At 68.5% G+C, this 25,295-nt stretch carries 26 protein-coding genes and 1 pseudogene; 18 read left to right on the top strand and 9 right to left on the bottom strand.

What is annotated here, in order from left to right; translation table 11 throughout:
• The first annotated feature begins 86 nt into the window (after nucleotides 1–86).
• The 4 genes and pseudogenes from AB0M15_RS18980 (at nucleotide 87) to AB0M15_RS18965 (ending at nucleotide 2,414) form a co-directional block, all read left to right on the top strand.
• Complete coding sequence (locus AB0M15_RS18980) at nucleotides 87–560, top strand: rhodanese-like domain-containing protein (RefSeq protein WP_363820092.1); 474 nt, start codon at nucleotides 87–89, stop codon at nucleotides 558–560.
• Nucleotides 557–1,309: pseudogene (locus AB0M15_RS18975) on the top strand (sulfite exporter TauE/SafE family protein); the annotation flags it as partial. The gene AB0M15_RS18980 and the pseudogene AB0M15_RS18975, both read left to right, overlap by 4 nt.
• A gap of 581 nt (nucleotides 1,310–1,890) precedes the next feature.
• On the top strand, nucleotides 1,891–2,013 hold the full coding sequence (locus AB0M15_RS18970; RefSeq protein ID WP_363820090.1) for a hypothetical protein: 123 nt from the start codon (nucleotides 1,891–1,893) through the stop codon (nucleotides 2,011–2,013).
• Nucleotides 2,010–2,414: an ATP-binding protein gene (locus tag AB0M15_RS18965; protein ID WP_363820087.1), complete on the top strand. Its 405-nt coding sequence runs from the start codon at nucleotides 2,010–2,012 to the stop codon at nucleotides 2,412–2,414. The genes AB0M15_RS18970 and AB0M15_RS18965 overlap by 4 nt, the downstream gene beginning before the upstream one ends.
• Here the strand turns inward: AB0M15_RS18965 and AB0M15_RS18960 are convergent.
• From AB0M15_RS18960 to AB0M15_RS18950, 3 genes are read right to left on the bottom strand one after another with little or no spacing between them, the layout of a single operon-like run.
• Nucleotides 2,380–3,072 (bottom strand): phosphatase PAP2 family protein, encoded by a 693-nt coding sequence (locus tag AB0M15_RS18960; protein ID WP_363820085.1) that lies wholly within the window; start codon nucleotides 3,070–3,072, stop codon nucleotides 2,380–2,382. The two genes, AB0M15_RS18965 and AB0M15_RS18960, sit on opposite strands and share 35 nt — an antisense overlap.
• A gap of 3 nt (nucleotides 3,073–3,075) precedes the next feature.
• Nucleotides 3,076–3,753, bottom strand: a complete 678-nt coding sequence (locus tag AB0M15_RS18955; RefSeq protein WP_363820082.1) for a response regulator transcription factor — start codon at nucleotides 3,751–3,753, stop codon at nucleotides 3,076–3,078.
• A gap of 15 nt (nucleotides 3,754–3,768) precedes the next feature.
• The gene (locus AB0M15_RS18950; RefSeq protein ID WP_363820079.1) at nucleotides 3,769–4,584 is read right to left on the bottom strand and encodes a PIG-L family deacetylase; all 816 of its coding nucleotides are present in this window, start codon (nucleotides 4,582–4,584) and stop codon (nucleotides 3,769–3,771) included.
• Nucleotides 4,585–4,692: 108 nt separating this feature from the next.
• Between AB0M15_RS18950 and AB0M15_RS18945 the strand changes: the two genes are divergently transcribed.
• From AB0M15_RS18945 to AB0M15_RS18915, 7 genes are read left to right on the top strand one after another with little or no spacing between them, the layout of a single operon-like run.
• On the top strand, nucleotides 4,693–5,679 hold the full coding sequence (locus AB0M15_RS18945; protein ID WP_363820076.1) for a YbhN family protein: 987 nt from the start codon (nucleotides 4,693–4,695) through the stop codon (nucleotides 5,677–5,679).
• Nucleotides 5,676–6,779 carry a glycosyltransferase family 4 protein gene (locus tag AB0M15_RS18940; RefSeq protein ID WP_363820074.1) on the top strand — a complete coding sequence of 368 codons (1,104 nt, stop codon included), beginning with the start codon at nucleotides 5,676–5,678 and terminating at the stop codon, nucleotides 6,777–6,779. Before AB0M15_RS18945 ends, AB0M15_RS18940 begins: the two co-directional genes overlap by 4 nt.
• Entirely contained in the window at nucleotides 6,776–7,375 is a 600-nt protein-coding gene (locus tag AB0M15_RS18935) for a DedA family protein (RefSeq protein WP_363820072.1), read from the top strand. Before AB0M15_RS18940 ends, AB0M15_RS18935 begins: the two co-directional genes overlap by 4 nt.
• A complete protein-coding gene (locus AB0M15_RS18930) occupies nucleotides 7,372–8,745 on the top strand; it encodes an FAD-binding oxidoreductase (protein WP_363820070.1) in 1,374 nt (457 codons plus the stop codon). Before AB0M15_RS18935 ends, AB0M15_RS18930 begins: the two co-directional genes overlap by 4 nt.
• Nucleotides 8,742–9,449, top strand: a complete 708-nt coding sequence (locus tag AB0M15_RS18925; protein ID WP_363820067.1) for an SDR family NAD(P)-dependent oxidoreductase — start codon at nucleotides 8,742–8,744, stop codon at nucleotides 9,447–9,449. Before AB0M15_RS18930 ends, AB0M15_RS18925 begins: the two co-directional genes overlap by 4 nt.
• A gap of 47 nt (nucleotides 9,450–9,496) precedes the next feature.
• Nucleotides 9,497–10,621 carry a phosphodiester glycosidase family protein gene (locus AB0M15_RS18920; RefSeq protein WP_363820063.1) on the top strand — a complete coding sequence of 375 codons (1,125 nt, stop codon included), beginning with the start codon at nucleotides 9,497–9,499 and terminating at the stop codon, nucleotides 10,619–10,621.
• A complete protein-coding gene (locus AB0M15_RS18915; protein WP_363820060.1) occupies nucleotides 10,618–11,526 on the top strand; it encodes a decaprenyl-phosphate phosphoribosyltransferase in 909 nt (302 codons plus the stop codon). The genes AB0M15_RS18920 and AB0M15_RS18915 overlap by 4 nt, the downstream gene beginning before the upstream one ends.
• On the opposite strand, the gene AB0M15_RS18910 is transcribed toward AB0M15_RS18915, so the two are convergent.
• On the bottom strand, nucleotides 11,523–12,851 hold the full coding sequence (locus tag AB0M15_RS18910; RefSeq protein WP_363820057.1) for a HAMP domain-containing sensor histidine kinase: 1,329 nt from the start codon (nucleotides 12,849–12,851) through the stop codon (nucleotides 11,523–11,525). The two genes, AB0M15_RS18915 and AB0M15_RS18910, sit on opposite strands and share 4 nt — an antisense overlap.
• Nucleotides 12,852–12,982: 131 nt before the next feature.
• Here AB0M15_RS18910 and AB0M15_RS18905 point away from each other — a divergent pair, with 131 nt between their 5' ends.
• The 7 genes from AB0M15_RS18905 (at nucleotide 12,983) to AB0M15_RS18875 (ending at nucleotide 19,753) form a co-directional block, all read left to right on the top strand.
• Nucleotides 12,983–13,672, top strand: a complete 690-nt coding sequence (locus AB0M15_RS18905; RefSeq protein WP_363820054.1) for a hypothetical protein — start codon at nucleotides 12,983–12,985, stop codon at nucleotides 13,670–13,672.
• On the top strand, nucleotides 13,669–14,337 hold the full coding sequence (locus AB0M15_RS18900) for an ATP-binding cassette domain-containing protein (RefSeq protein ID WP_363820051.1): 669 nt from the start codon (nucleotides 13,669–13,671) through the stop codon (nucleotides 14,335–14,337). The genes AB0M15_RS18905 and AB0M15_RS18900 overlap by 4 nt, the downstream gene beginning before the upstream one ends.
• Nucleotides 14,334–15,005 carry an ABC transporter ATP-binding protein gene (locus tag AB0M15_RS18895; protein ID WP_363820048.1) on the top strand — a complete coding sequence of 224 codons (672 nt, stop codon included), beginning with the start codon at nucleotides 14,334–14,336 and terminating at the stop codon, nucleotides 15,003–15,005. The genes AB0M15_RS18900 and AB0M15_RS18895 overlap by 4 nt, the downstream gene beginning before the upstream one ends.
• On the top strand, nucleotides 15,005–17,662 hold the full coding sequence (locus tag AB0M15_RS18890) for an FtsX-like permease family protein (protein WP_363820045.1): 2,658 nt from the start codon (nucleotides 15,005–15,007) through the stop codon (nucleotides 17,660–17,662). Before AB0M15_RS18895 ends, AB0M15_RS18890 begins: the two co-directional genes overlap by 1 nt.
• A gap of 40 nt (nucleotides 17,663–17,702) precedes the next feature.
• A complete protein-coding gene (locus AB0M15_RS18885) occupies nucleotides 17,703–18,422 on the top strand; it encodes a response regulator transcription factor (protein WP_363820042.1) in 720 nt (239 codons plus the stop codon).
• Nucleotides 18,423–18,575: 153 nt separating this feature from the next.
• Nucleotides 18,576–19,403: an undecaprenyl-diphosphate phosphatase gene (locus AB0M15_RS18880; protein WP_363820039.1), complete on the top strand. Its 828-nt coding sequence runs from the start codon at nucleotides 18,576–18,578 to the stop codon at nucleotides 19,401–19,403.
• Nucleotides 19,404–19,564: 161 nt separating this feature from the next.
• Complete coding sequence (locus AB0M15_RS18875; protein WP_363820036.1) at nucleotides 19,565–19,753, top strand: hypothetical protein; 189 nt, start codon at nucleotides 19,565–19,567, stop codon at nucleotides 19,751–19,753.
• 24 nt (nucleotides 19,754–19,777) lie between these two features.
• Here AB0M15_RS18875 and AB0M15_RS18870 read toward each other — a convergent pair whose 3' ends face one another.
• The 5 genes from AB0M15_RS18870 to AB0M15_RS18850 all read right to left on the bottom strand — a co-directional run bounded on the left by AB0M15_RS18870 (nucleotide 19,778) and on the right by AB0M15_RS18850 (nucleotide 25,156).
• The gene (locus tag AB0M15_RS18870) at nucleotides 19,778–20,101 is read right to left on the bottom strand and encodes a heavy-metal-associated domain-containing protein (RefSeq protein ID WP_363820033.1); all 324 of its coding nucleotides are present in this window, start codon (nucleotides 20,099–20,101) and stop codon (nucleotides 19,778–19,780) included.
• Nucleotides 19,984–22,119: a heavy metal translocating P-type ATPase gene (locus AB0M15_RS18865; protein WP_363820030.1), complete on the bottom strand. Its 2,136-nt coding sequence runs from the start codon at nucleotides 22,117–22,119 to the stop codon at nucleotides 19,984–19,986. The genes AB0M15_RS18870 and AB0M15_RS18865 overlap by 118 nt, the downstream gene beginning before the upstream one ends.
• Nucleotides 22,120–22,287: 168 nt before the next feature.
• A complete protein-coding gene (locus AB0M15_RS18860) occupies nucleotides 22,288–22,935 on the bottom strand; it encodes a DUF305 domain-containing protein (RefSeq protein WP_363820028.1) in 648 nt (215 codons plus the stop codon).
• A 93-nt stretch (nucleotides 22,936–23,028) separates the two neighbouring features.
• Nucleotides 23,029–23,553: a hypothetical protein gene (locus AB0M15_RS18855; RefSeq protein WP_363820025.1), complete on the bottom strand. Its 525-nt coding sequence runs from the start codon at nucleotides 23,551–23,553 to the stop codon at nucleotides 23,029–23,031.
• 142 nt (nucleotides 23,554–23,695) lie between these two features.
• Nucleotides 23,696–25,156, bottom strand: a complete 1,461-nt coding sequence (locus tag AB0M15_RS18850; RefSeq protein WP_363820023.1) for an MFS transporter — start codon at nucleotides 25,154–25,156, stop codon at nucleotides 23,696–23,698.
• Nucleotides 25,157–25,295 lie beyond the last annotated feature (139 nt).

Genomic DNA, 25,295 nt, shown 5'->3' with positions numbered 1-25,295 from the left:
TCGACCTGCGCAATCGGACCGCGTTCGCGGCCCGCCACGCCAAAGGCACACTCAACTTCGGACTCGACGGCGCGTTCGCCACCTACGTGGGTTGGCTGATCACCTGGGGAACCCCCCTCACCCTCCTCGGCGAAACGGCCGAGGACGTCGCCGCGGCCCAGCGCGAACTCGTCCGCATCGGCATTGACCGTCCAGCCGCCCGAGCCACCGGGAGCCCGGAAGACTGGACCGACAAAGAGCTTGCGTCTTTTCCGACTGGAACCTTCGCCGATCTGGAGCAGGCCCGACGGCACCGCCCGGTGGTCGTTGTCGACGTCCGCCGCGCTGACGAGCACGACTCGGCCCGGATCAAGGGTGCGGTCAACGTCCCCATTCACGAGCTGCCCCAGCGCGTCGCCGACGTTCCCGAGGGTGAACTGTGGGTGCACTGCGCGAGCGGCTATCGCGCCAGCATCGCCGCCTCGATCCTCGATGCCGCCGGACGTCAGGTCGTCGCGATCGACGACAGCTTCGACAACGCCGAGAAAGTCGGGCTGCACCTCGTGGGCCCCGAGGCGTGATCCTGCTCCTGGCGCTCGTCGCCGGCGCGCTCGTCGGGCTGAGCCTGGGCGCGCTCGGCAGTGGCGGCTCCATCCTCGCCGTCCCGGTCCTGGTCTACCTGCTGGACCAGGACGCGGGACAGGCGACCACCGGCTCCCTGATCGTAGTCGGCGTCACCTCGCTGATCGGCGCGGTCACCGCGCACCGGGCCGGGAACGTGATGCTCGGTCGAGGTGTCGCCTTCGGCGTCGTGGCGATCGGTGGCGCCGCCGCGGGAGCGAAGGCCGCGGCCCATGTGGCCGACTCCGTCCTGCTCGCCGCGTTCGCCGCGCTGATGCTGCTCGTCGGCGGCCTGATGGCGTTGCGGCAGCTCCGGCTCGCGCGCCAGTCCCGGCGCTCCGGTCGCGGACACGAGAGCGATCCCAGTCGCCCGGGCCCGCCGCGACCGATGCTGGACGACCCGATCATCACCTTCCGCGAAGGGTTCATGTGCGACTGCCCCCGGGCGGTGAAGATGCTGGTCACCGCCACCGTCGTCGGGCTGCTGACCGGCTTCCTAGGCGTCGGCGGTGGCTTCCTCGTCGTGCCGGCCCTCGTCCTCGCGCTCGGACTGCCTGTGACCTACGCTGCCGGCACATCGCTGGTGGTCATCACCGTGACCAGCGCCGCCGCTCTCGCGGTCCGCGCCGGCTCCGGAACCAGCCCTGACTGGGCGCTGGTCGCCGCACTCACCGTCGCCTCCGCGGTCGGCGGCTTCGGCGGCGCCCGGCTCGCCGATCGCATCGACACCACCAAGCTCTCCGCCGCGTTCACCGTCTTGTACTTGGTGTCGCCGTTTACACCGCCAGCCAGGCGCTCCCCACGCTCACCTGAACCCTCAACCTCAACCCACCGACACCTCAGCCCTCTCCGCTCCTGCCCGTGCAGCTGCGGCCTACAGACCAGGCCGGCCTGCTACACCTCTCGGCCTTGGCTCACGAGGGCACCGCCAACGGCACCTTCGCCCACGACGGATCACCACCACACCACAAGGAGAACCACCATGTGCCGACCGGCCACCTGCAAGACCTGCGGCAAGACCACTTGGGCCGGCTGCGGCCAGCACGTCACCCAGGTCAAGTCCAGCGTCCCCGCCGACCAATGGTGCAGCGGCCACCCCAAGGCCGAGCGCACCGGCGGCGGCTTCCTCAGCAGGCTCCTCGGCCGCCGCTGATCCCAACCCTCACCACTCCCGCTCCCTGACCTGCTCGACCGGTCCATCACCTCCTATTTCACTATCCATTGGAGGAATGAATAACCGAACCTTCACGGATGGGAGGTTCGTCCTTGGCCGGGCCTGCAACTGGTTTCATGCTGAGACGAGCGGACCTGAAGGCCGACAACACCGTTCTGCGCCTCCATCACACCGACGTGGACCTGAACGATCTGATCGACACGGAGCTGCGCCGGCTGCGAAACGCGGGCGGCCAGTGATCGAGGGTGTCGTACCGGCGGTCCGGGTGTCCGGGGACGCGGACAAGCTGAGCCAGGTGATCCGAAATCTCGCGGACAACGCGGACAACGCGGACAACGCGGTCCGCAGTACCGTGCGCTTCACGCTCGCCGAGAGCTCCGAGACTGTGACGGTCGAAGTGGAAGACGACGGGGACGGGATCCCTCCGGGCGCACGAGCCCGGGTGTTCGAGCGATTCGTCCGGCTGGACGCCAGCCGCGACCCCAGCAGTGCGGTTCCGGGCTCGGGTTGTCGATTGTCCAGGAGATTGTGCACGGACACGGCAGCACCGTCGAGGTTGGGTGAGTCGTCTCTTGGCGGTGCCCGCTGCGTTGTCAGACTGCCGGTCAGAGGCCCCGCGGCCGGACCAAATCTCGCGTGAAGTAGGCCACCGCCGCCACGATGGTGAGCCAGGTAACCGCGATGGCCCAGCCGGCCAGGACATCGGTGGCCCAGTGATAGCCGAGGTAAACCCGGCTCAGCCCGATACCGAGGCTCAGCACCGTGGCGGTGAGCCCGACGGCGGTCCTGGCTCTGCTCGATCGAAGGCTCGCCCACATCAGCCCGGCGAGCATGCCGAAGAAGACGGTGGAGTTCAGCGTGTGGCCGGACGGAAACGCATATCCGTTGTCGACCGGGCCGAGGACAAAGGTGATGCCGGGCCGTTTCCGCTCGACCAGCAGCTTGAGCACATACGTCAGTGCCGCCGACCCCGCCATGGCGAACAGCAGCAGCCCCGGCGCGCGCAGGGTCCCCGTCCACCGCCACAACAACACGGCCGCGACCAGCATCAGCGCGACGAGAACCGGCACCGAACCGATGAAGGTCAACGCGTGCGCCAGGCTCGTCAACGGCTCCCGCCGAGCAGCCACCGCATCCGCAGTGAACCCGGGATCGAACGCCGCCAGGCCGTCGGACTCGGTGGCGGCGTCCGCGAGCGCAATAGCCCCGACTGTGCCGGCCGCAGCCAGCGCAGTGCCCGCGGCGGGTAGGACGTACCGGCGGCGAGCTGGGCTTGTTCGTTGCTGCGTCAAAGTCATCTCCTAGCCGCCGTCGCTGTCGAGCCGGTACCCCATGCCGCGCACGGTCTCGATCGCGTGCCGGCCGAAGGGGGCGTCCAGTTTGAGCCGCAGGTAGCGGATGTAGACCTCGACGACGTTCGGGTCGCCATCGAAGGCGGGGTCCCAGACGCTCTCGAGGATCTCCATCTTGCTGACGGTGTCGCCGCGATGCCGTAGGAGGAACTCCAGCAGGCCGTACTCGCGTGGCGTCAACGCGATCTCCTCGCCTGACCGCTCGACCCGGCGCCGTGCCGGGTCGAGCGTCAGGTCGCCCGCCACCAGTACGACAGGGCGCTCGGGGCCGCCTCGCCGAATCAGGGCTCGCAGCCGGGCGACCAGTACCAGGAAGCTGAACGGCTTGGTCAGGTAGTCGTCGGCGCCGAGATCGAAGGCATCGGTCTGGTCGTACTCGCCGTCCTTCGCGGTCAGCATCAGCACCGGCGTCCAGACTCCCCGTCCCCGTAGCTGCTCGAGCACTTTGTAGCCGTTGACCTTGGGCAGCATGATGTCGAGCACGATCACGTCGTAGCTGTGCTCGGTCGCCGCCCAGAGCGCGTCCTCGCCGTCATGCACCAGCTCGACCACGAAACCGGCGTCAGTGAGGCCGCGCCGGACCGTCTCGGCCAGCCGTTCCTCGTCCTCCACCATCAATACCCGCATGTCCTCAGTGTGTCTCTACGTCGCTGAGAATCCGCTGAGTGACGCGAAGAGGTCGTCCGACAGTGTGCCGGGGATGCGGCCGTGCTCGACGAACCATTCGTGCCCGAGGGCTTGGCGGAACAGCCACTGCGGCAGTTTGAGGAGAAGGGCGAGGGTGCGGGCGTCGTCGTCGGAGGTCGCCTGACTGGCGTGCGCCTCGAACGAGCGGCGTTTGGCGTCGGCGTACGCGCGGACGTCGATGCGGTGCGTGAGGTGCTCGCGGGCGCTGTAGGCGGTGGCGAAGTCCGCGGCGTGGACATCAGGAAGGACGCCGGGCAGCGCCTCGACCAGCCGGATCAACCGGCGGATCAACGTGCGGTCGATCGTGGCCTCCAGCACCAGAGGCGTCGTGGCCAGGCGGGCCGCGTAGAGGCCGGCGGTGTGGACCTGCCGGTGATCGGGATGACCGTAGCCGCCGGAGGGATCGTAAATAGTGAGCGCGTTGGCCTGCTCTTGGCTCAGGAGCTCAGCCAGTGGGCCGGCGGCCTCGTGCACCGGCCGGGCACTGAAGGCGCCGGCCTGCGGCGCCGAAGAGCGAGACCAGCCGGAGTCGCGGAAGCCGAAGCGGACGACGCGGGCGCAGCCGAGCGCTTCGGCGGACCGGTCGAGCTCGTCGCGTCGATGAGTCGCTAGGTCTTCGCGGTACTGCGAGGACGCGGCGCCGGCTTCACCGTCCGTCGCGACGGCGAGCACGACTCGGTGCCCCTGGGCGGCGAGGCGCGCGAGGGTGCCGCCCATCAGCAACGCCTCGTCGTCGGGATGCGCGTGGAAGGACACCAGCGTGTAGGCCACCTCACCACCATGGCACGTGGTTGCCCAAGGCCCGAACGGCTCTCAGCGCCCTCTCAGCGACCTGCTCCGACGATGAACGGACACAGCCCGACCGTGGACAGGATCGCGATGAGCACACCCCGGCGAACGATCACCTCCGTGCTGACCGGTGCCCTGACGATCGCCCTCCTAGCGCTGCTCCCACGAGCGGTCGGTACGAGCTGGGCAACCGTCGGTACGCTCCTCAGCCGGCTCTCGCTGCCTGCCATCGGCTTGCTGGGCGTGGTCTGGATCGCGGGCCTCGGCGCACATTCGTTCGTACTGGCCGCTTCGCTGCCAGGCCTCACCAAACGCCGGGGTCTCACCCTCAGCCTGACCGGCAGTGCGGTGGCCAACGTTCTGCCACTAGGCGGTGCCGTCGGTACCGGCCTGAACTTCGCGATGACCCGGCGCTGGGGCTTCAGCTCCGCGGCCTTCAGCGGCTTCCTCGCGATCACCACGCTCATCAACGTGCTGGCCAAGCTCGGTGTTGTCGCCGTCGCCCTGGCCCTTACGCCGATCGCCAACACCGCGGCCGCGTTGCCGATCGGTCGTACCAGCCTGCTGCTGATTCCGGTGCTGGCGGCCTTGGGGGCGGTCGCCTGGTTCCTCGCGGTCGAAACCGCCCCGACCACAACCGGCCGCGGCCTCGATCGGGTGACGAGGGGGCGCACCCAGCTAGAGCGGTCGCTGCCTGTTTTGCGGCGATCGGTCCGTGAAGTCTTCCGGCGTGGCTGGCGGCCGATGACCGGCGGGATGCTCGCCTATCTGCTGTTGCAACTGGCACTTCTCTGGTTGTGCTTCCAGCTCCTGGGTACTGCGTTCAGCCTGCCCGTCCTGATCACTGGATTGGCCGTCGAACGATTGCTGACCCTCATCCCGATCACGCCCGGCGGCGCCGGGGTCGTCGAGGTGGGCACGGTCGCAGCGTTGGTTGCCATGGGCGGTGATCCCGCCGCGGTGACCGCGGGGATGGTGTTGTTCCGCAGTTTTACCTACATGCTGGAGATTCCTGTCGGGGGAGTGACCCTGGCGTTTTGGTTGTTCGTCAACCGCAAGCAGGCGGTGGCGGCGTGAGGATCGCACTCGTCAGCGATGTGTACCTGCCACGCCTGGGTGGGATCGAGATGCACGTGCACGATCTCGCGGTCCAGCTCCAGCAGGCGGGCCATGCCGTCACCGTCTTCACCGCCACTCCGGCCGCGTCCCCGGCCACCGACGTGCCGGTACTACGGCTGCCCTCGCTCGCCGGCGTACCGACCTCCACCGACGTCCTCCGCCTCGCGCTCGGATCCGGCGAGTACGACATCGTGCATGCACACACCTCGTTCCTCTCCCCACTGGCCTGGAATGCGACCCGGATCGCGACCGACCTGGAACTACCCGCAGTCGTCACCCTCCATTCCCTGCCGGCCCCTGATGGGGTACTCCTTCCATGGCTGCTCGCACACGTCGACCGCGACTTCGGCCCTCGGGTGCAGTGGACAGCCGTCAGCCAGACAGTCGCACATCGCCTGCGCAAGGTCCTCCCGCACCGGGCGGTCGCAGTACTCCACAACGGCATCGATCCGGCACCCTGGCAGCAGCCTCCGGTGGCGGACCACCCGCTGACCATCGTCAGCACGATGCGCCTGACGCAGCGGAAGCGACCGGACGCGCTGCTCGAGACCCTGCAGGACATCCGCCGCAGAGTGCCGATCGAGATCCCGCTGCGAGCGGTGATCATCGGCGCAGGCCCGCGAGCGTCGGCCGTCACCAGAGTGATCAGACGCCGCGGCCTCGACTGGGTCGAATTGCCCGGCAGGTTGACCCGGTACGAGATCCAGCAGCTGTATCTGTCCGCCGATGTCTACCTGGCTCCCGCCGAGCTCGAATCGTTCGGCGTGGCCGCCCTGGAGGCTCGCTGTGCGGGTCTGGCCGTGGTCGCGATGGCTTCTGGCGGTGTCGGTGAGTTCGTCCGCGACGGCGTCGAGGGCTTCCTGGTGGACAGCCACAAGGCGATGGCGGAAATTGCCGCAGACCTGCTGACCGACGATCCGCTGCTGCGGAAGCTCCAGGCCCACAACAGGTTCACCGAGCCGGTGATGACCTGGCCGACGGTGATCGAACAGCACGTCGCCCGTTACACCGCCACTCAGCCTGCTCTCAGCGCCGGCTACCTACCGTCGACGGCATGATGAATCTGCTCGACCCGCACAGCCTGCTCTCCCAGCTGGGCCCGTGGGCGGTGCTGATGGTGATGTTCGCCGAGACCGGTCTGTTGATCGGGTTCTTTCTGCCCGGTGACTCGCTGCTTTTCACCGCCGGTCTGCTGACCACGACCGGCGTTCATCTGAACCTGCCGCTGACCCTGGTCTTCGCGCCGCTCGGTGCGGTCCTTGGCGCCCAGGTCGGCTATCTGATCGGCCGCAAGTTCGGCCCGGCCATCGTCGAGCGACCGAGACTCAAGCGCGCCGCCGACCGGGCCAGAGAGCACCTGGAGTCGTACGGCGTGGGCCGGGCGGTCGTGCTCGCCCGGTTCATCCCTGGCGTCCGTACCGTGATGAACCCACTGGCCGGAGCGTTGCGGATCGACGCCAAGGTCTTCACCCGCTGGCAGGTCGCCGGCGGTGTCGTCTGGACGATCGGACTCGTCCTGGCCGGTCACCTGCTCGGCTCGCAGATCCCCGGCGTCGACAAGTACCTGCTGCCCATCATCGCCGTCATCGTGATCGTCTCGCTCATACCGGTGGGACTCGAGTTCCTCCGGCAACGCTCGCGGCCGGCCGCATGACCAGCGACGAAACGAGTGTCTCGTTGAGCGGCTGGGGACGGTCGGCACATCGGCGCAGCATCCTCCGGACACCTGCAACCGACGCCGAGCTGGTCGAGGCGGTCACGGCGGCCGGTCAGGTGACGGTCCGAGGCGCCGGCTGCAGCTACGGTGACGCGGCTCTACCGGCCCAAGGGGTCGTGGTGGACATGACCGCGCGCAATCGGGTGCTGTCGTTCGACGGGCTCAAGGGCGTGATCGTGGTCGAAGCCGGTGTGACCCTGGGCGACCTCATGGACCAGGTACTTCCGCTGGGCTGGGCACTACCGGTCCTGCCCGGCACCGCCAAGATCACAGTCGGCGGAGCGTTGGCGAGCGACGTCCACGGCAAGAACCATCCCGGTGCGGGATCGTTCGGGCAGCACGTGATCTGGTTGTCCCTGCTCGACTCGGAAGGCATGGTCGCCGAACTGTCGGCCGAACGAGATTCCGACGGGTTCTGGGCAACGCTGGGCGGGATGGGGCTGACTGGCGTGATCCTGAAGGCTGCCATCCAGCTCCAGCCCGTCGAGACCGGATGGGCCAGGCAGCGTCGTCGCCGGACACGCTCGCTCGACGAGACGATCGCAGTACTGCGTGAGCTGGCTGCGCGGCAGGAGATCGACCCTGACCTGCATGTGGTGGCCTGGCTGGACACCCACACCCCTGGGCCGAGACTCGGCCGGGGAGTGATCGACGAGTCTCAGCCGGCGCAGTTGGGCGACCTACCGCGCGGTGTCTCGCCGGACCCGGAACGACGTCGATCTGTCAGCAGGCGGCCGGTGCGCTCGCTACCGGGAGCAGGAGTGGTCTTCGGCCCGACGATCACCGCGGCCTCGATGGCCAGGTGGCATTTCGCCGGAGCACAGGACGGCCGGCTACTACCCCTGATGTCAGCCCTCTGCCCTCTCGACCGAGCCGATGCCTGGCCAGCCGCCTTCGGACGGAGCGGTCTGGTTCAGTACCAGTTCGCCATTCCCAGCGAGGCGACTCCGGTACTGCGCCGCGTGCTGGCCTTCCTGGTCGGCAGCCGGATGTCACCCGCCCTGACGACGCTCAAGAACCTCGGCTTCGGCACGGCCGGTCCGTTGTCGTTCCCCCTGCACGGCTGGACTCTCGCGGCCGATCTGCCCGCCCGCTGGCTCCGAGACGGTCGAACCCTGCGCACGATCGACGCGATGGTCGCCGAGGCGGGCGGCCGCGTCTACCTGGCCAAGGACTCGACGGTCGACTCCGACCTCATCCCTCAGATGTACCCGAGGCTCAAGACCTGGCAACGGACCCGCGACCGCCTCGACCCGGATCGGCGCTTCAACTCCGCGCTGGCTGAGCGACTGCACCTGCTGCCATGACGAGTACCGCTTTGCTTGTCGGAGGGTCGTCCGAGATCGGGATGGCCGTCCTCAAGGAGTTGCTCGGCCCGCCGCCACGCGATGTCGTGCTGGCGGGCCGGCCCAGCGGTCAGCTCTGGCAGAACGCCGAGAAGCTGCGTGACCTCGGGTATCACGTCACCACAGCCCAGTACGACGCGATGCTGCAAGCCGGTGAGATCGACGGCCTGCTCGCGCATCTGTCGGCCCACCATCCGGTCGGGCTCGCCGTCGTCGCGGTCGGGTCGATGTCGACGACGTCCTTCGAGGACGGGCTGGTGGTGAACGGGGTTGCGGTCGCGCTGCTCGTGCACGCGCTGGTGCAACGTTTGAGCGAGGGTCAACTGGTGCTGTTGTCGTCAGCGGCGGCCGCCCGGCCTCGACGGTCGATCATGGCCTACTCGCTGGGCAAGCAGTTGGCGGACTCGACGGCGGTGATGCTTGCGCCTCTGGCCGCGGAGCGCGGAGTACGGGTGCTCGTGGTTCGCCCGGGATTCGTGGCGACCCGGATGACCGAGGGGGCTAAAAGGGCGCCCTTGGCCACTACGGCGGAGAAGGTCGCGCAGCGCGTAGTACGGGCCTTGCGGGGACGGCAGGTGGTCGTGTGGGCGCCGGCGCCGATGGGCGTGCTGGTGTGGTTGTTGCGTAGATTGCCGAGGCGGCTGCTGCCTGCCGAGTTGCGCTGATCGGCTCTCTCCGCTTCCTCTCAGCGGGGAATCGTTCTACTGGGACTATGAAGCCCAGATCTCCTGCCGAGAAAGTGCGGAGGCGCCGGCGACGGAGTGTCATTGCGTTGCTGTTGTGCCTACTGCTTGTCGTACCCGCGGTCTCCTACGTCCGTGCACTGCTCTACCCGGGCAACGCGTCCTTCGGGGTACGGACCGTGGAGTGGATCCGGGATCACGGCGCGGGCGCGGTGATCGACACCATCGAGACCTGGAAGTACTCGCGCCAGGCGCCGCCGGCGACCGGCCAGCCGCAGGACATCCCGGCGGTCGTACCCTCGAGGACGCCGGTCAAGGCCATGGGACTGCCCGCGATCAAGTTGTTGCCGGGTGTCAAAGCGTTGCCGCATGAGGGAACGTGGACGGTTGCCAGGCAGAGCCCCAAGGGCAAGCCGCTGCTCTGGACCGGGTGGTTCCGGGCGGACGGCGCGCATCTTCCCGTGACGGCCGCGGCGGCGCTCATCCCGCAAGGTGCGGACCGGGTGCGGTTGATGCCGGGCACCAGGGAGCCGGTGGTCGGGATGGCCTCCAAGGATGGGTACTCGGTCCCGGTCCGGGACTACTCGCGACTGGTGGCGACCTTCAACGGCGGGTTCAAGATGCACGACTCGCATGGTGGCTGGTGGACCAAGGAGTCGGACGCCGTGCCGCTGGTGGACGGCCGGGCATCCGCGGTGATCGACCGCTTCGGTGTGGTGCGGATCGGCGAGTGGGGCAAGACCGTACGGATGACCCCGGATGTGGTCGCGGTCCGGCAGAACCTGGATCCGGTGATTGTCGGCGGCCGGATCGTGGACGGCCTGACCAGCAACGCGAACGGGCGGTGGGGGAGCGTCCGCAGCCAGTTCCAGTTCACCTGGCGCTCCGGCCTCGGGACCGATGCCAAGGGCAACCTCATCTACGTCGCCGGTCAGGGGCTCACTCTCGCGACGCTGGCCGCCGCGATGCAGCAAGCCGGCATTCAGGAAGGTATGGAGTTGGATATCCATGCGGCCATGGTCAGCTTCGACATCGAGACTCCACAGAGCGGTGGATCGGTCGCGAGCAAGCGGCTGATCGAGTCGATGACGTCGCCGGCGAACCGCTATCTGATCGACGACCAGCGCGACTACTTCTACGTCGTGGCCCGATGACCGAGCTCCAGCAGCGCCCGGCCGTCGTCCTGCGAACCTCCCGCGTCCGCTCGCTGCTCAGACTCAGCCGGCCACAGCAGTGGCACAAGGCAATCATGGTGTACGCCGCCCCTGCAGCGGCCGGTGTCATCGACCAACCGTATGCGTTGCTCAGGGCAACCATCGCCGCCGTCGCGTTCACTCTGCTCTCCATCGCCGTCTATGCACTCAACGACGTCCGCGACGCCCCCGACGACTGTCGCCACCCAACCAAGCAACACCGGCCGATAGCATCAGGATCCCTGTCACCCAAGGTTGCCATCGCCTGGGCCGCAATCACTGCCGCGGCAGGCCTGGTGGTCATCGCCCAACTCGGCCCGCCAACGTTCGCGCTAGGAGTGGCCTACCTGGTGACACAGATGCTCTACGTCTACGGCCTCAAACACATCGCAGTCGTCGACGTGGTGGCCGTTGCCCTCGGCTTCGTCCTGCGAGCCGCGGCGGGCGCCACCGCGACCGGCGTACCGGTCTCCAACTGGTTCCTCCTCGTCTCCCTGTTCGGCGCCCTCTTCCTGGTCGCCGGCAAACGCCGGGCCGAACGCGGCGCCAGCACAGCCGACGCGCGGACCCGCCCCGTCCTCGCCGCCTACACGGCCGCCTGGCTCGACCAGCTCACCACCGTCGCCCTCCTCGGAACCTGCCTGTCCTACGGCCTATGGGCCTTCCAGTACCTCGGCGACGACGTCTACCGCCAACTCCTCACCGTCTCCTTCCTCCCCTTCCTGACCGGCCTCCTCCGCTACGGCTTCCTCGTATCGACGGGCCGCGGCGAACTCCCCGAACACGAACTCTTCCGCGACCGGGTTCTGGTGATCGCCGGTGTGTCCTGGGCAGCTCTCGTCGGGATCGGCGTGTACCTGGCCTAAGGCCGACTCGCGTCGAGAATCGTCAGCTCAGCATTCCGATCGGGTTCAGCAGGGATGAGAAGGGTGAAGCAGGTCGGGGTGTCGCTGGTGAGGTTGAGACGGCCTCCGAGGGACTCGGCCAGGGCGCAGGCCAAGGTCAGGCCGACGCCAGAGCCGGCCCGAGTTGTCACGCCGCGGCGGAACAAGTCGGCGCCGCCGGACCTGATCCGGCCTTCGTCGGCCACCTCGATGGCTATCGCGCCCAGCGCGTCGCGGGCCCGGATCTCGACTGCTCCGTGGCCGTGGGTCCTGGCGTTGTCGATGAGGATGTCGAGGATCTGCTGGCAGGCATTGAGCGGGACCTTGAGTGAGGCAACCGCAGGTGCCAGCAGACAGCGGATCCGGCGGCCGTCGAGGGCGAGCGCTCCGTGCCATCGTCGCAGCGAGGCGTCCCTGAGTTCCTCGATGCTGCCCAGCTGATCGTCGGTGGGCGGTTGCGTGGTCAGCCGGGACAGCGCCAGCACCTGTTCGACGGTGACCTGCAGCTCGTCCGTCCGTTGCAGAGCTTCCTCGAGTGGCCTTCGTGGATCGGCCTGCGGATCCTGGAGCGCGGTCTCGAGACCCAGACGCAGGCCGGCCAGGGGAGTCCGTAGCTGGTGTGAGGCGTCCGTCCCGAAGTGGCGTGCGTGATCCAGTACGGCCGACAGCCGGCTCACCATCGCGTTCTGGGTCGCCGAGGCAGCGTCGATCTCAGGGATGCCGCTGACGGGTACGCGAGCGGTGAAGTCGCCCGCGGTCACCGATCGCGCGACGTCGGCCAGCGACTCGAGCGGTCTGGTCAACCGGGCCGCCTGGCGGACCGCCACCAACCAGCCCACCAGCAAGGCGATCAGGGCCAAGGCCGCGATCCCGAGCCAGGCGAGGAGAACGCGGGTCCAGACGGCGGTGGCCGGGGACGCCGCGCGGACGACACCAATCACCTGCTCGGCCGCGACCACCGGCACCGCGACCACCAGTTCGCCGTCGGCCCTGCCCTGGCTCACCTTGCCGCCGAGAGCCGAGCGGGTGACCTCGTCGACAGCCCGGGGGCCGGTTCCGGCGCGCAGCTGGAACGACCGGTCGTAGACGGCCACAGAACCGTCGGTCAGCGACCGGGGCAGCTCCACCGGGTCACCGGCGGTGAAGTCCGGGCCGACCTGGACGGCCGCGGCCAGCGCAGCCCGCTCGAGTTCGGTCGACTCGTCGCTGAAGAAGGAGATCCGGATCCCGATCGCCAACGGGATCGCGAGCAGCAGCAAGGACATCACGACAGCGGTCAGCGCGACTCGGCTTACGCGTCGTCTCATCAAGTCATCATCGCGCGTTCCACCGGCATCCGGTCAGAACTTTTGCCGTCGTCTAACCAGCACGTGGGCAACCGCTCACCTGGTTCTTTCTAGCGTCGAAAGCATCCGATGTCCTGACCGGGAGAGTGCATATGAAGCATTGGCGTCCAGCGGGCGTAGCCCTCAGCGTGGTGGCTCTGATCGTCACCGGGTGCAGCAGCGGGGGTGGATCGGCGACCGCGCCGCCTTCGGGCTCAGCGAGTACACCTGCCACCACCCCGGCCTCCACACCGGCGACCGTTCCGAGCAGCACGCCACCGTCCACTTCCGAGAAGCCGTCCCTCACGCCACCGAGTCCCGCGGCCACCGAGTCGAACCCGCCGGGCGACATCCCGGACAACCAGGCGTTCGTGACCTTCAGCCCGCCGGCGGGTGGCTTCTCGGTCAAGGTGCCGGAAGGCTGGGCCCGCAGTACCGCGGGAGTCGCCACGTCCTTCACCGACAAATTGAACCGCATCCAGGTACAGGTCAGCGGCACGGCGACGCCGGTGACCGCGCAGAACGTCGACCGTCAGCTGGTACCGGCTCTCCAGCAACGCGTACCTCGCTTCGCGATGGGCAAGGTCAGCGAGGTATCCCGAGCAGCCGGCCGGGCGGTCCTCGTCACCTACCAGGGCGACTCCAGCCCGGATCCCGTGACCGGGAAGGTGGTCAGGGACGCGTTCGAGCTCTATCTGTTCCACCAGGGCGGCCGGGAGCTGGCGCTGACCCTGTCCGGTCCGACCAATGCCGACAACGTGGATCCCTGGAAGATCGTGTCCGACTCGGTGAGGTGGCGGTGAAGCCGGACGAGGCGTTGCGCTGCCGGGATCTGTACCGCTTCTTCCGGGCCGGTGACGAGGAGACGCTCGCGTTGCGGGGAGTTAGCCTGCAGGTGGGCCGGGGCGAGACGGTCGCGGTCGCCGGGCCCTCCGGCTCCGGCAAGACCACCCTGCTCAACTGCCTGGCCGGGCTGGACGAGCCGGCCGGTGGGGCCGTGACGATCGGTGGCGAGCAGATCAGCCATCGGCCCGAGCGGAGCCGGGCGCGGATCCGCAGCCGGCGTCTCGGCATCCTGCTCCAGTCGGGCAACCTGCTGGCCCACTTGAGTGTCCTGGACAACATCCGGTTGGCGCAGGCCGCGGCCGGCCGTCGTTCTGCGCAGGCGCCGGACGAGCTGCTCGAGCAGGTCGGGCTGGCAGGCCGCGCTCGCGCGGTGGCATCAGAGCTGTCCGGAGGCGAGCTGGCCCGGGCCGGACTGGCCGTTGCCCTGAGCAACGGTCCCGACGTACTGCTGGCGGACGAGCCGACCGGCGAGCTGGACGGGGTGACCGAGCAGGTCGTCCTGGACCTGATTCAGGACCGGGCGGCCGGTGGTCACGGCGTCCTGGTGGTCACCCACAGCGCGGTCGTGATGCGGATCGCCGACCGGGTGATCCGGTTGCACGACGGAAGGATCGTGGCATGAGTGTGGTGCGTTGTGTCGAGGTGGCCCGCACCTTCGGGTACGGCGACCGGGCGGTGGTCGCGGTGCACGGTTGCAGCTGCGAGATCGCAGCCGGTGCGCGGATCGCGATCACCGGGGCGTCCGGGTCGGGCAAGTCGACGCTGCTGCATCTTTTGGCAGGGTTGGAGAAGCCGACGAGCGGGACGGTGAGCTGGCCGGAGTTCGGAGCGTCACCGGTGGAGCGTGCGCGCGATATCGCTGTGGTGTTCCAGGGGCCGAGTTTGTTGCCGGCTCTCGACGTACTGGAGAACACAGTGATGGCAGCGGTACTGACCGGCGCAGATGAGGAAGAGGCGACCCGGCGGGCGCTCGTCGCGCTGGACGACGTCGGTATTCCGGGCCTGGTCGATCAGTTACCGGAGACGTTGTCCGGTGGGCAGGCGCAACGCGTCGCAGTGGCAAGGGCGCTGACGCTGCGGCCCAGATTGCTTCTGGCGGACGAGCCGACCGGTCAGCTTGACGAGGTGACGGGTCGTCAGGTGATGGACGTGCTGCTCGCGGCCGCGGACACGCTCGGTGCGGCGCTGGTGGTCAGTACGCACGATCCGGCGGTCGGCGACCGGCTGGACGAGCAATGGGAGATGCGCGACGGCCGGCTGTTCCTGCCGATTCTGGATGGTGCCTCGTGATGGGCCTCTGGCTGCGTGGACTGATCCGGCATCGCGGGCGTCGGCTGGCCGCCACCGCCGCGGGGGTGTCCTTGTCGGTGGCGTTGATCGCTGCGTTGGGGGCTTTCCTGACCGCCTCGAAGGCGACGATGACGACTCGGGCCGCCTCGTCGGTGGCTGTCGACTGGCAGGTCGAGGTGCAGTCCGGTGCCGATCCGGCGGCGGTCCTGGACGCGGCCCGCGCGGCGACGGGGACGGGCGCGGCGGAGGTGGTCGGCTTCGGTCGCAGTACCGGGTTCGAAGCGACTGTCGCGGGGTCGACCCAGACCACGGGGCCCGGCGTCGTCCTGGGCTTGCCGCCGGGGTACAGAGCGACTTTCCCGGGCGAGATCCGGACCCTGAGGGGTGCTTCCGACGGCGTACTGCTGGCCCAGCAAACGGCTGCCAACTTGCACGCGGCACCCGGTGACTCCATCTCGATCGGGCGACCCGGCCTGACGCCGGCCGTCGTCCGGGTGGCCGGCGTCATCGACCTACCGCAAGCGGATTCGCTGTTCCAGAAGGTCGGGGCTCCATCGCAGTCACAGCCGTCGGCTCCGCCGGACAACGTCGTCCTGCTGCCCAGACCGCTGTTCGACAAACTGATCGGGCCGGCGACGGCGACCGACCCGGAGGCGGTGAAGACGCAGATCCATGTACGCCGTACCGCCACCCTCCCGCCGGATCCGGCCGGCGCCTACACGGCGGTCGTCGGCGCGGCACACAACCTGGAGGCGAAGCTCGCCGGCGCCGGACTGGTCGGCGACAATCTCGGGGCCGCGTTGGACGCGGCGCGTGGCGACGCGTCGTACGCACAGATCCTGTTCCTGTTCCTCGGTCTGCCAGGGGCTGTCCTGGCGGCGCTACTGACGGCGGCGCTGGCCGGCGCGGGAGCGTCCCGGAGGCGGCGGGAGCAAGCCCTGCTGAGAGTCCGGGGTCTGTCGGTCGGACAGGTCACGCGCCTCGCGGCAGTGGAGGCGTGCCTGGTCGGGGTCGGTGGGGGAGTGATCGGTCTGGCCGTCGCCGCCATCGTGGGCCGGACGGCGTTCGGCGCCGCCTCGTTCGGGGCCCGTGGCGGCGCGGCCTTGCTGTGGTTCGCGATCGCGTTCGTCGTGGGCTTGTCGGTGGCCGCGATGACCGTCCTGGCCCCGGCTGTGCGAGATGTCCGGTCGGCGACGATCAGCGAGGCCAGGCAACAGATCGGCCCGGTCCGCGCGCCGCTCTGGATGCGGTTCGGGCTGGACTTCGTTCTGCTGATCGTGTCGCTGCTCGTGTTCCGGGCCTCGGGCACCAACAACTACTCGCTGGTGCTCGCGCCGGAAGGCGTACCGGCCATCTCGGTGTCCTACTGGGCGTTCTTCGGGCCGGCGTTGCTCTGGGTGGGCGGGGCGATGTTGTTGTGGCGGATCGCCTCGGTCGCGCTGACCTACGGCCGTCGTCCGCTGACCGGCTTGGTCCGGCCCTTGACCGGCACGCTCGCGACGACCACCGCCGCCGGGATGTCCCGGCAACGGCGTCCGCTGATCAGATCCGTGGTCCTGCTCGCGCTGGCGGTCTCCTTCGCCGTCTCCACCGCGACCTTCAACGCGACGTACAAGCAGCAGGCCGAGGTCGATGCCCTGCTGACAAACGGCGCCGACGTCACCGTCACCGAGTCGCCGGGCGTCGTCGTCGGGCCGGGGGCGGGCGACCGGCTGGCCGCGACGCCCGGCGTCCGCAGGGTCGAGCCGATCCAGCACCGGTTCGCCTACGTCGGTTCGGATCTGCAGGATCTGTACGGCGTACGGCCTTCGACCATCACCGCCGCGACCGCGCTGCAGGACGCCTATTTCGTCGGCGGCACCGCGCGGCAGTTGATGGACACGCTGGCCAGGCAGCCCGACGCGATCCTGGTCAGCGACGAGACGGTCAAGGACTTTCAGCTCGCCCCGGGCGACCTGCTCAGGTTGCGGCTGCAGGACAGCCGGACGAAGGCGTTCCGCGAGGTGCCGTTCCACTACGCGGGCATCGTGAAGGAGTTTCCGACGGCGCCGCACGACAGCTTCTTCGTGGCGAACGCGGACTACGTCGCCAAAGTCAGTGGCAGCGATGCGGTCGGGGCGTTCCTGCTGGACACAGGGGGAAGCAAGCAACAGGAGATCGCGGCGGTACTGCGGCAGCAGTTCGGCGCCTCGGCCCAGATCACCGATCTGACCCAGAGCCGGTCGCAGATCGGATCCAGCCTGACCTCGGTCGATCTCGCCGGGTTGACCAGGTTCGAGCTCACCTTCGCGGTGCTGATCGCGGCCGGAGCGGGCGGTCTCGTGCTGGCCCTCGGGCTGGCCGAACGCCGGCGGGCGTTTGCCATCGCGACCGTGCTGGGGGCCGGCCGACGGCAGCTTCGCGGACTGGTGCTGAGCGAGGCCGCCGTCGTCACGATCGGCGGGCTGGCCGGTGGCGCTCTGATCGCATGGGCGTTGACCAGGATGCTGGTCAAGGTGCTCACCGGTGTCTTCGATCCGCCGCCTTCGGTGATCGCCGTGCCCTGGCCGTACCTGAACGTCACCGTGGCCGTCGCCGTGGCAGCCATTCTCGGCGGTGCCCTGATGGGTGCGCGCGGGACGGCCAGACCTCCGGTAGAGGAGCTTCGGGACCTCTGACTCAGCTGCTTCTCAGCACCGCGGTACTAGGTTCAGTAACGTGAGAACCAGGATCGAACCGGGCGTCGCCGTTGTGATCGAGGACGACGAGACGGTCGGCCGACTGCTCGACCGCGCCCTGCGCGGAAACGGCTATCGATCTTCCTGGTATCGCACCGGCTTCGCCGGTCTGGCCGGAGCGCGCCGTGAGCAGGCTGAGGTCGTGCTCCTGGATCTCGGCCTGCCCGACGTCGACGGCGTCGATCTCGCCCGCCGCCTGCGAACTGAGCTCCCCGAGCTGCTGATCATCATGCTGACCGCCCGCGGTGAGGAGATCGACGTCGTGTCCGGCCTCGACGCCGGCGCCGACGATTATCTGGTCAAGCCGTTCAGCCTCACCGTGCTACTCGCCAGGCTGCGGGCGCATCTGCGTCGGAGGCCGGCCCCCGACTCCGGATCACCGGTGACGATCGCCGACCTGACGCTGGACATCGCGGGCCGTCGCTGCAGCGTCGCGGGCAGCGAGGTGGCCTTGCGGCCGAAGGAGTACGACTTGCTCGAGACGTTGGTGCTGAACTTTGGGTCTGCAGTGTCGCGGGAAGAGCTGATGGCCCGGGTCTGGGACGAGAACTGGTTCGGATCGACCAAGACGCTGGATGTGACGATCGCGTCCCTGCGCAGCCGGCTCCACGCCGCCGCCGAACACTCCGGCGCAGCCACACTACCGACCGTTTCGACGCTGCGGGGGCACGGATACCGACTCGATCCGCCCGAGCTGTGACCGGTCCCACTCGGTGACGAGCCGGTCAACGTCGCCTCTCAGCGGATCCTCAGGTGCCGGTGACTACGGTCCTCGTCGAGCAGCCGTCGACCCGGGAGACCACGTGAAGCAGACCATGCCGGTACGCCGTTCTGAGCGGGAGATCTCCTGCCGATGACGATCTGGGCGTCCATCGTTCTCGGCATCGTCGAGGGCCTGACCGAGTTTCTGCCGGTGTCGAGCACCGGGCATCTGACCATCGCCGCGAAGATCCTGGGTCTCCGCATCGACGATCCGGCGATCACCGGCTACACCGCCGTCATCCAGGTCGGCGCGATCGCTGCCGTGGTGCTCTACTTCTGGGGCGACATCCGCCGGATCGTCGTTGCTTGGGTACGGGGCCTGGTACACCGTGAGCATCGTGGTGAGGTCGACTACCGGATGGGCTGGTACGTCTTGGTCGGGTCGCTGCCGATCGGTGTCGTCGGCTTCGTTGCCCGCGACCTCATCTCCGGACCGTTGCGCAGCCTGTGGTGGGTCGCCGGCGCGCTGATCGTCTGGTCCTTCGTGATGGTCGCGGCCGAGCGGCTGAGCAGGAAGACCCGCTCGCTCGACGATCTGACCCTCCGTGACGCTGTGGTGATGGGCGCGGTTCAATGTCTGGCGCTGATCCCCGGTGTGTCCCGCTCCGGCGCAACCATCTCGGCCGGTCTGTTCCGTGGCCTGGATCGTGTTGCGGCGACCAGGATCGCTTTCCTCCTCGGAATCCCCGCCCTGGTCGGCGCCGGACTCTATGAGTTGAAGGATGCCGTAAGCGGCGGGGTAGGAGCAGCGGCACTGATCGTGGGAACGGTGGTGAGCTTCGTCGTGGCCTACGCCTCGGTGGCCTGGCTCCTACGTTTCGTCACCAAGCACTCCATCGAGGTGTTCGCGCTCTACCGTGTCGCGGTCGGCGTCGTCCTCGTCCTGCTGCTGGCGACAGCGACGATTTCGGCGCACTGACGCCGTCGTCATCCGCGGGTTGGCTCCTGGTTGCTCCGCCACGCTGTCGAGCGACAGACGTAATGTCGGGAGGACTCGCGCGCGTCGACAGGTGGGGGAGGGGCTGTGACAGACAACGGACGTCCGCGGCCAGATCGTTGCGAGCGCTGGTGGGGTTGAGCATGATCGCCGCGCTGGTCTCGGTGGGGCAGGCATCGGTCGGTACGTCGCCGGCGGCCGCACCAGGCAGCCTGACCTCGCACGTCGAGAGCGCGCGCCCGGTCAACTCCGGACCGGGATTCGTCCACGAGGGCGATCCGGTTCCGGATTGGTTAGGCGGTGGCCAGGTGGTAGCCGGCGTCCTCGGCTGAGGTTCGGACCTGGTTGTCGTCGAGTTAGGTGGTGCCGTGAACGGTGACTGTGCCGGTGGTGACGTCGACATCGACCGAGGTGACGCCGTCGAGCTTGCCGATGCTGGTGCTGACCGAGCTGGCGCAACCTCCGCATGTCATGCCAGCGACCTCGTAAGTCGTCCCGGTCCTGTCCGCAGCGGTCGGTGGGGCGGTCTCGATGTTGACGGTGCTGCAGTTGCAGTCGGTGCTTAGCGGTCCGGCGTCAGCCGGATTCGTCGCAGGAGTTGGGCGTTGGCGGCTACGACGATCGTCGATGCCGACATCAGTACGGCTCCGATGGCAGGGCTGAGGGTGAAGCCGGCCCATGCGAACACGCCGGCAGCGAGCGGGATCGCGACGATGTTGTAGCCGGCGGCCCAGGCGAGGTTCTGGATCATCTTGCGGTACGACGCCCTGGACAGCCGGATGACGCCGGTGACGCCGCGCGGGTCGGATGAGGCCAGGACGACTCCAGCCGACTCGATGGCGACGTCGGTGCCGGCGCCGATCGCGATGCCTACGTCGGCGCGGGCCAGGGCGGGTGCGTCGTTGACGCCGTCGCCGACCATCGCCACGGTGAGACCGCGGGCCTGTAATTCGCTGACGGCTTTGTCCTTGTCGGCGGGCAGTACTTCGGCGAAGACCTCGTCGATGCCGTCACGGAAGCCCAGGTCCGCAGCGACGGCCCGGGCGACCGGTTCGGCGTCGCCGGTGATCATGACGATCTTGGATACACCGATCGCGCGGAGCTGCTCGACGGCTTCGCGGGCCTCGGGCCGCACTTCGTCCTCGAGTGCGATCGCTCCGGTCGCCACTGACGTCGATTCCTCGACGCGGAGCAGGTAGAGCACAGCGGCTCCCCGCCTCGACCACTCCTCGGCCCTGTCCCGCAGAACACTCGGCACCGTCGCGTCCAGTTCCCGCAGCAGCGCGGGCCCGCCCACCGCATACGTGGCGCCGTCGACCGAGGCCTGCACGCCGCGGCCGGTGAGCGACTTGAACTCGTCTGCCTTGGCTCGCCCGCCGCGCTGGTCGGCGGCGGTGACGATGGCCCGGGCCAGAGGGTGCTCGCTGTCGGCTTCGACGGCGCCGGCGATCCGCAGCACCTCGTGCTCGTCGATTCCGTCGCCTGCGATGCCGGTGACGGCGTGTTCGCCCTTGGTCAGGGTGCCGGTCTTGTCGAACAGTACGGCGTTGACGGTCCGCATCCGTTCCAGCGCCAGCCGGTCCTTGACCAGGATGCCCGCCTTTGCGGCGACCGCGGTGGACAGTGCGATCACCAGCGGGATGGCCAGCCCAAGGGCGTGCGGGCAGGCGATGACCAGGACGGTGACGGTTCGTACGACCGCCTCGTCGAGGGTGCCGAAGGCCCACCAGGCGAGGAAGGTGATCAGCGCTGCCGCCGTGGCGATGTAGAACAGCATGGCCGCGAACCGGTCGGCCAGGACCTGGGCGCGGCCACTGGACTCCTGCGCCTCGGTGACCAGCCGCTGAATACCGGCCAACGCGGTGTCCTCGCCGACCGCGTTCACCCGGACCCGGATCGCGGAGTCGGTCGCCACGGTTCCGGCCACCACGCGGTCGCCGGCGGATCGGGAGACCGGCCGGGATTCGCCGGTGATCATCGACTCGTCCAGTTCGGCGGCGCCCTCGACAATCTCGCCGTCGGCCGGCACCCGGGCACCGGACCTGACCAGGACGACGTCGCCGACGCGCAGGTCGGAGACCGAGACGGTCTCGACTCCGTCATCGGTGACCCGGTCGGCGTCGTCGGGCAGCAGCGCGGCCAACGCCGCGAGCGCGCCTTGCGCCTGTCCGATGGCCTTCATCTCCTGCCAGTGACCCAGCAACATGATCGTGACCAGCGCGGCCAGCTCCCACCAGAAGTCCAGGTCGAACACGCCGAGACTGGTGGCCAGCGACGCTACGTAGGCAACGGTGATCGCCATCGAGATCAGCAGCATCATCCCGGGCACCCGGTCGCGGGCCTCGCTGACGCCGCCGACCAGGAACGGCCAGCCGCCGTAGAAGAACACGAATGTGCCCAGCACCGGGCCGACCCAGGTCATGGCGGGGAAGTCCAGGGTGTAGCCGAACCAGTCCATCACCATGTGGCTGGTGGCAACGATCGGCAGTGTCACCAGCAGGCTGAGCCAGAACTTGCGCCGGAACATCTCCGGATCGTGACCGGCGTGCTTGTCGTGACCGCCGTGCCCTGCCGCCTGGCCGTGGCCAGCGTGGGCGGCATGGTCGATGGCTGTACCGGTCGGCGCGGTGTGCGCGTTGTGGTGGTGTTCGTCGCCAGGGTGTTGGTGATCCTGGCCGGATGGGGTGGCCTTCACCATGATCTGTCCTCTCGATCTCCGTGTCGTGGGACCGCGGCCGTGAAGTCGCTGCCTCACAACTCCGAACCATATACCCCATGGGGGTATTCCGGATAGGTGCAAAATCTATTGCCCTAGATGACCGTGTCCCGTCAGATGCGGGCGGCCTGCAGTCAGGGAAAGCGGCGGTCAGTTGGCGGGGAGGCGGCCGAGGAGTCGCTGCATGGTGGCGATTTCACGGTTCTGATCGGTCTCGATCTTCTTGGCCAGCGCGATCGCTTCGGTGTTCTTGCCCGTGGTCTGTTCGGTTTTGGCCATGGTGACCGCGCCCTTGTGGTGCTCGATCATCATCTGGGTCCACATCCGGTCGAACATCGAGCCGCTGGCGTTGCCGAGGTCGGACATCTCGTCCTCGGTCATCATGCCGGGCATCGCTTCCATGCTGTGGTCGTGGTGATTGGCCACGGGCACAGGCTTGCCCCAGCTGGTCAACCAGCCCGACAGGGTCTTGATCTCGGGGTCCTGCGCGGCCTTGATGGCCGTGGAGAGCTTCTTGACCTCGGCTGTGGTCGCCTTGCGGCTCCCCATCGTCGCCATCTGTACGGCCTGCTGGTGATGGGGGATCATCTGGGTCGCGAACGTGACATCGGCGTCGTTGAACTCCCCGGCCGGTGCGGGTGCAGGCGAGAGCGAGGTGCTCGGGCCAGTGGCTCGTGAGCCATGGTTCATGCCAGGCATCGAGCCGCTGTCGGTGTCGTCGCCGCAGGCGGCGAGGGTGAGGCTGCCCAGGATGATCAAGGCGATCGGGGCAGCGGTTTTCCATAGGTGGTGTCGCATGGTTTCAGTCCTTGTCGTTCGAAGTCGGGTACTGCGGACCCCGGGCGGACGCGCGAAAGAGCGGCCGACGCCCAGTTTTGGGCAGGGTTCGGCCTAGGTCCGTAGAACGCAGAGCTTCGACAAGGTCGGCTGGCGCCAGGGCGGTGACGGGCCGTCGGCGGCCACAGGGAGCGTGGCGCCGGCCAGTTGGATGGGATGCGCGACGGTGAGGCTGCGCTGCGCGAGGGAAACGATGAGCGCGAGCAGGAGCGCGGCGAGCATCGCCAGGCAGGCGTCGCCCATCGCATGCACGTGCCCGTCTTTGCCCGGCTCGACGGTCAGTGCCTTATGGGGTGGTGCGGGGGTGGGAGGGATCGGCGGTGCGACTGCCGGGCTCTTTGTGGTACTCATCGAGTGGGCCGCATCGGGCGGCGCGGGCTCACCAAGGATCGGTGCCGGCGCGTGGGCTGCGGCCGGCGCGGGTTCGTGTCCCAATGCGGCCGCCGGCATGTGGGTCATGACCATGGCGGCGTCGTGGTTGCCGGTCAGGCCGTGCATGGCGAAGACGCCTGCCAGCAGCAACACAGCGACCAAGGCCCTGGCGGACCCTCGCCGTGTACGGGTGTGCTGGCTGTTCATCGACCCCAGCCTAGCCAGTTCGCCACCCCAGGCCGTTCGTGGGCGGACTGTGGCCCGAGGCGGCGGGAAGCCTTCGGTGCGATCCGGAGCAGCCGTTCCCCAGGGCCGCGAAGGCGCGGTCCTGGGGACGTAGTACCGCCTGTCACCGGCTGGCCGGGGCGCCGGTGGACCGGGAAGCCGTCGCGTCACCGCCGGCCGATGCCGCCGGGGGTGCGCTTCGCAAGGAGATCGCGGCGAGTACCGCTCCGACGGCTGCGATGACGGCTGCACCGATGAAGGCCGCAGAGTACCCGGCTGTGAGTGCTGTCAGGTCGCCGAGCTTGTCGGCGCCGTTGGCCGCGGCGACTGCGGTCATTGCGGCCAGGCCGAGTGCCGAGCCGATCTGGTAGCTGGTATTCACGATTCCGGAGGCGAGTCCGCCTTCCTCGGGGCGCGCCGAGGACAATGCAATGCCGAGGCTGGGGATGAAGGCCAGCGACATCCCAGCCGCCGCGATGAGCGACGCGGGCAGCACGTCGGCCCAGAACGACCCGTCGGAACGTATCAGCGACAGCCCGGCCAGGCCGGCGGTGAGGACCGTCATGCCGGTGACGAGGGTCTTCTTCGGGCCGATCGCGGCGATCGCCTTCGGTGCCACCACGATCATGCCCAGCATGATGAACGTCGTCATCGGCAGCAGCGCCGATCCACTGGGGAACGCGCTCAGCCCGAGGACCTGCTGGAGGTACAGGTTCAGGAAGAACCACATCGGCACCCATGCCGCGCCCAGCAGAAGTTGCGCCACGTTGGCAGCGGCCAGGTTCGGTGCGGTGAAGATCCCCAGCCGCATCAACGGCTCACGCCGGCCTGCCTGAACCGCGACGAACACCAGCAGCAGAGCGACCGCCGCCGCGCCGGTGAGCAGGGTCGACCTGTCGGTCCAGCCGACCTCGGGTGCGCGAACGATCGTGTACACCGCGGCACCGAGCCCGATAGTGACCGTCAGTGCGCCGACGAGGTCGATCGAGCCGCGTCGCGCCGGGGCCTGCGGCATCAGTGCCGGGGTCGCGATCAGCGCGGCCACGGCGATGGGGACGTTGAGGAAGAACACCCAGGGCCACGAAAGGTACTCGGTGATGACACCGCCGAGGAACACTCCCGCTGTACCGCCGGCCGGAGCGGCCGCGCCGTACAGCGCGATTGCCTTGGTCAACTCCTTCGGATTGGCACCGAACAACATCATCAGCAGCGTCAGCGCGGCCGGCGCGATCAGCGCCGCGCCGATACCCTGGACAGCCCGGCCAGTGAGCTCGGCCGCGACGCCGTTGGCGAAACCGGCGACCAGCGACCCGGCCAGCAGCACCGCCCATCCGGCCGCGAAGACCCGGCGAGCACCCAGCAGGTCCGACAACCGGCCGCCGAGCAGCAGCAGACCACCGAACGCGACTACATAGGCGTTGAACACCCACGACAGGTCACCGGGGCTGAAGCCGAGCGCAGTCTGCATTTTCGGCAGCGCGACGCCGATGATCGAGGTGTCCATGATCACCATGAACTGCGCCGCGGCGATCAAGCCAAGCGCCCACCAACGCCGCGACGACGCCGGCACTCCAACATCACTCATTGCATACTCCTAACCGGTATGGGGTATCGAATGACCCCGTCAAGCCTCCCAGAGTCGATTCAGGGAGTCAGGTCGATACCCTAGGGGGGTACCCTATGAAATGCAAGGGGTCAGAAGATCTGGCGGCCGGCTGGTCGGT

Source organism: Kribbella sp. NPDC051718 (assembly GCF_040681515.1).
Lineage (GTDB): Bacteria > Actinomycetota > Actinomycetes > Propionibacteriales > Kribbellaceae > Kribbella.
Note: the sequence above shows the minus strand (reverse complement) of the source record. Positions and strands in the feature narration are given on the sequence as shown.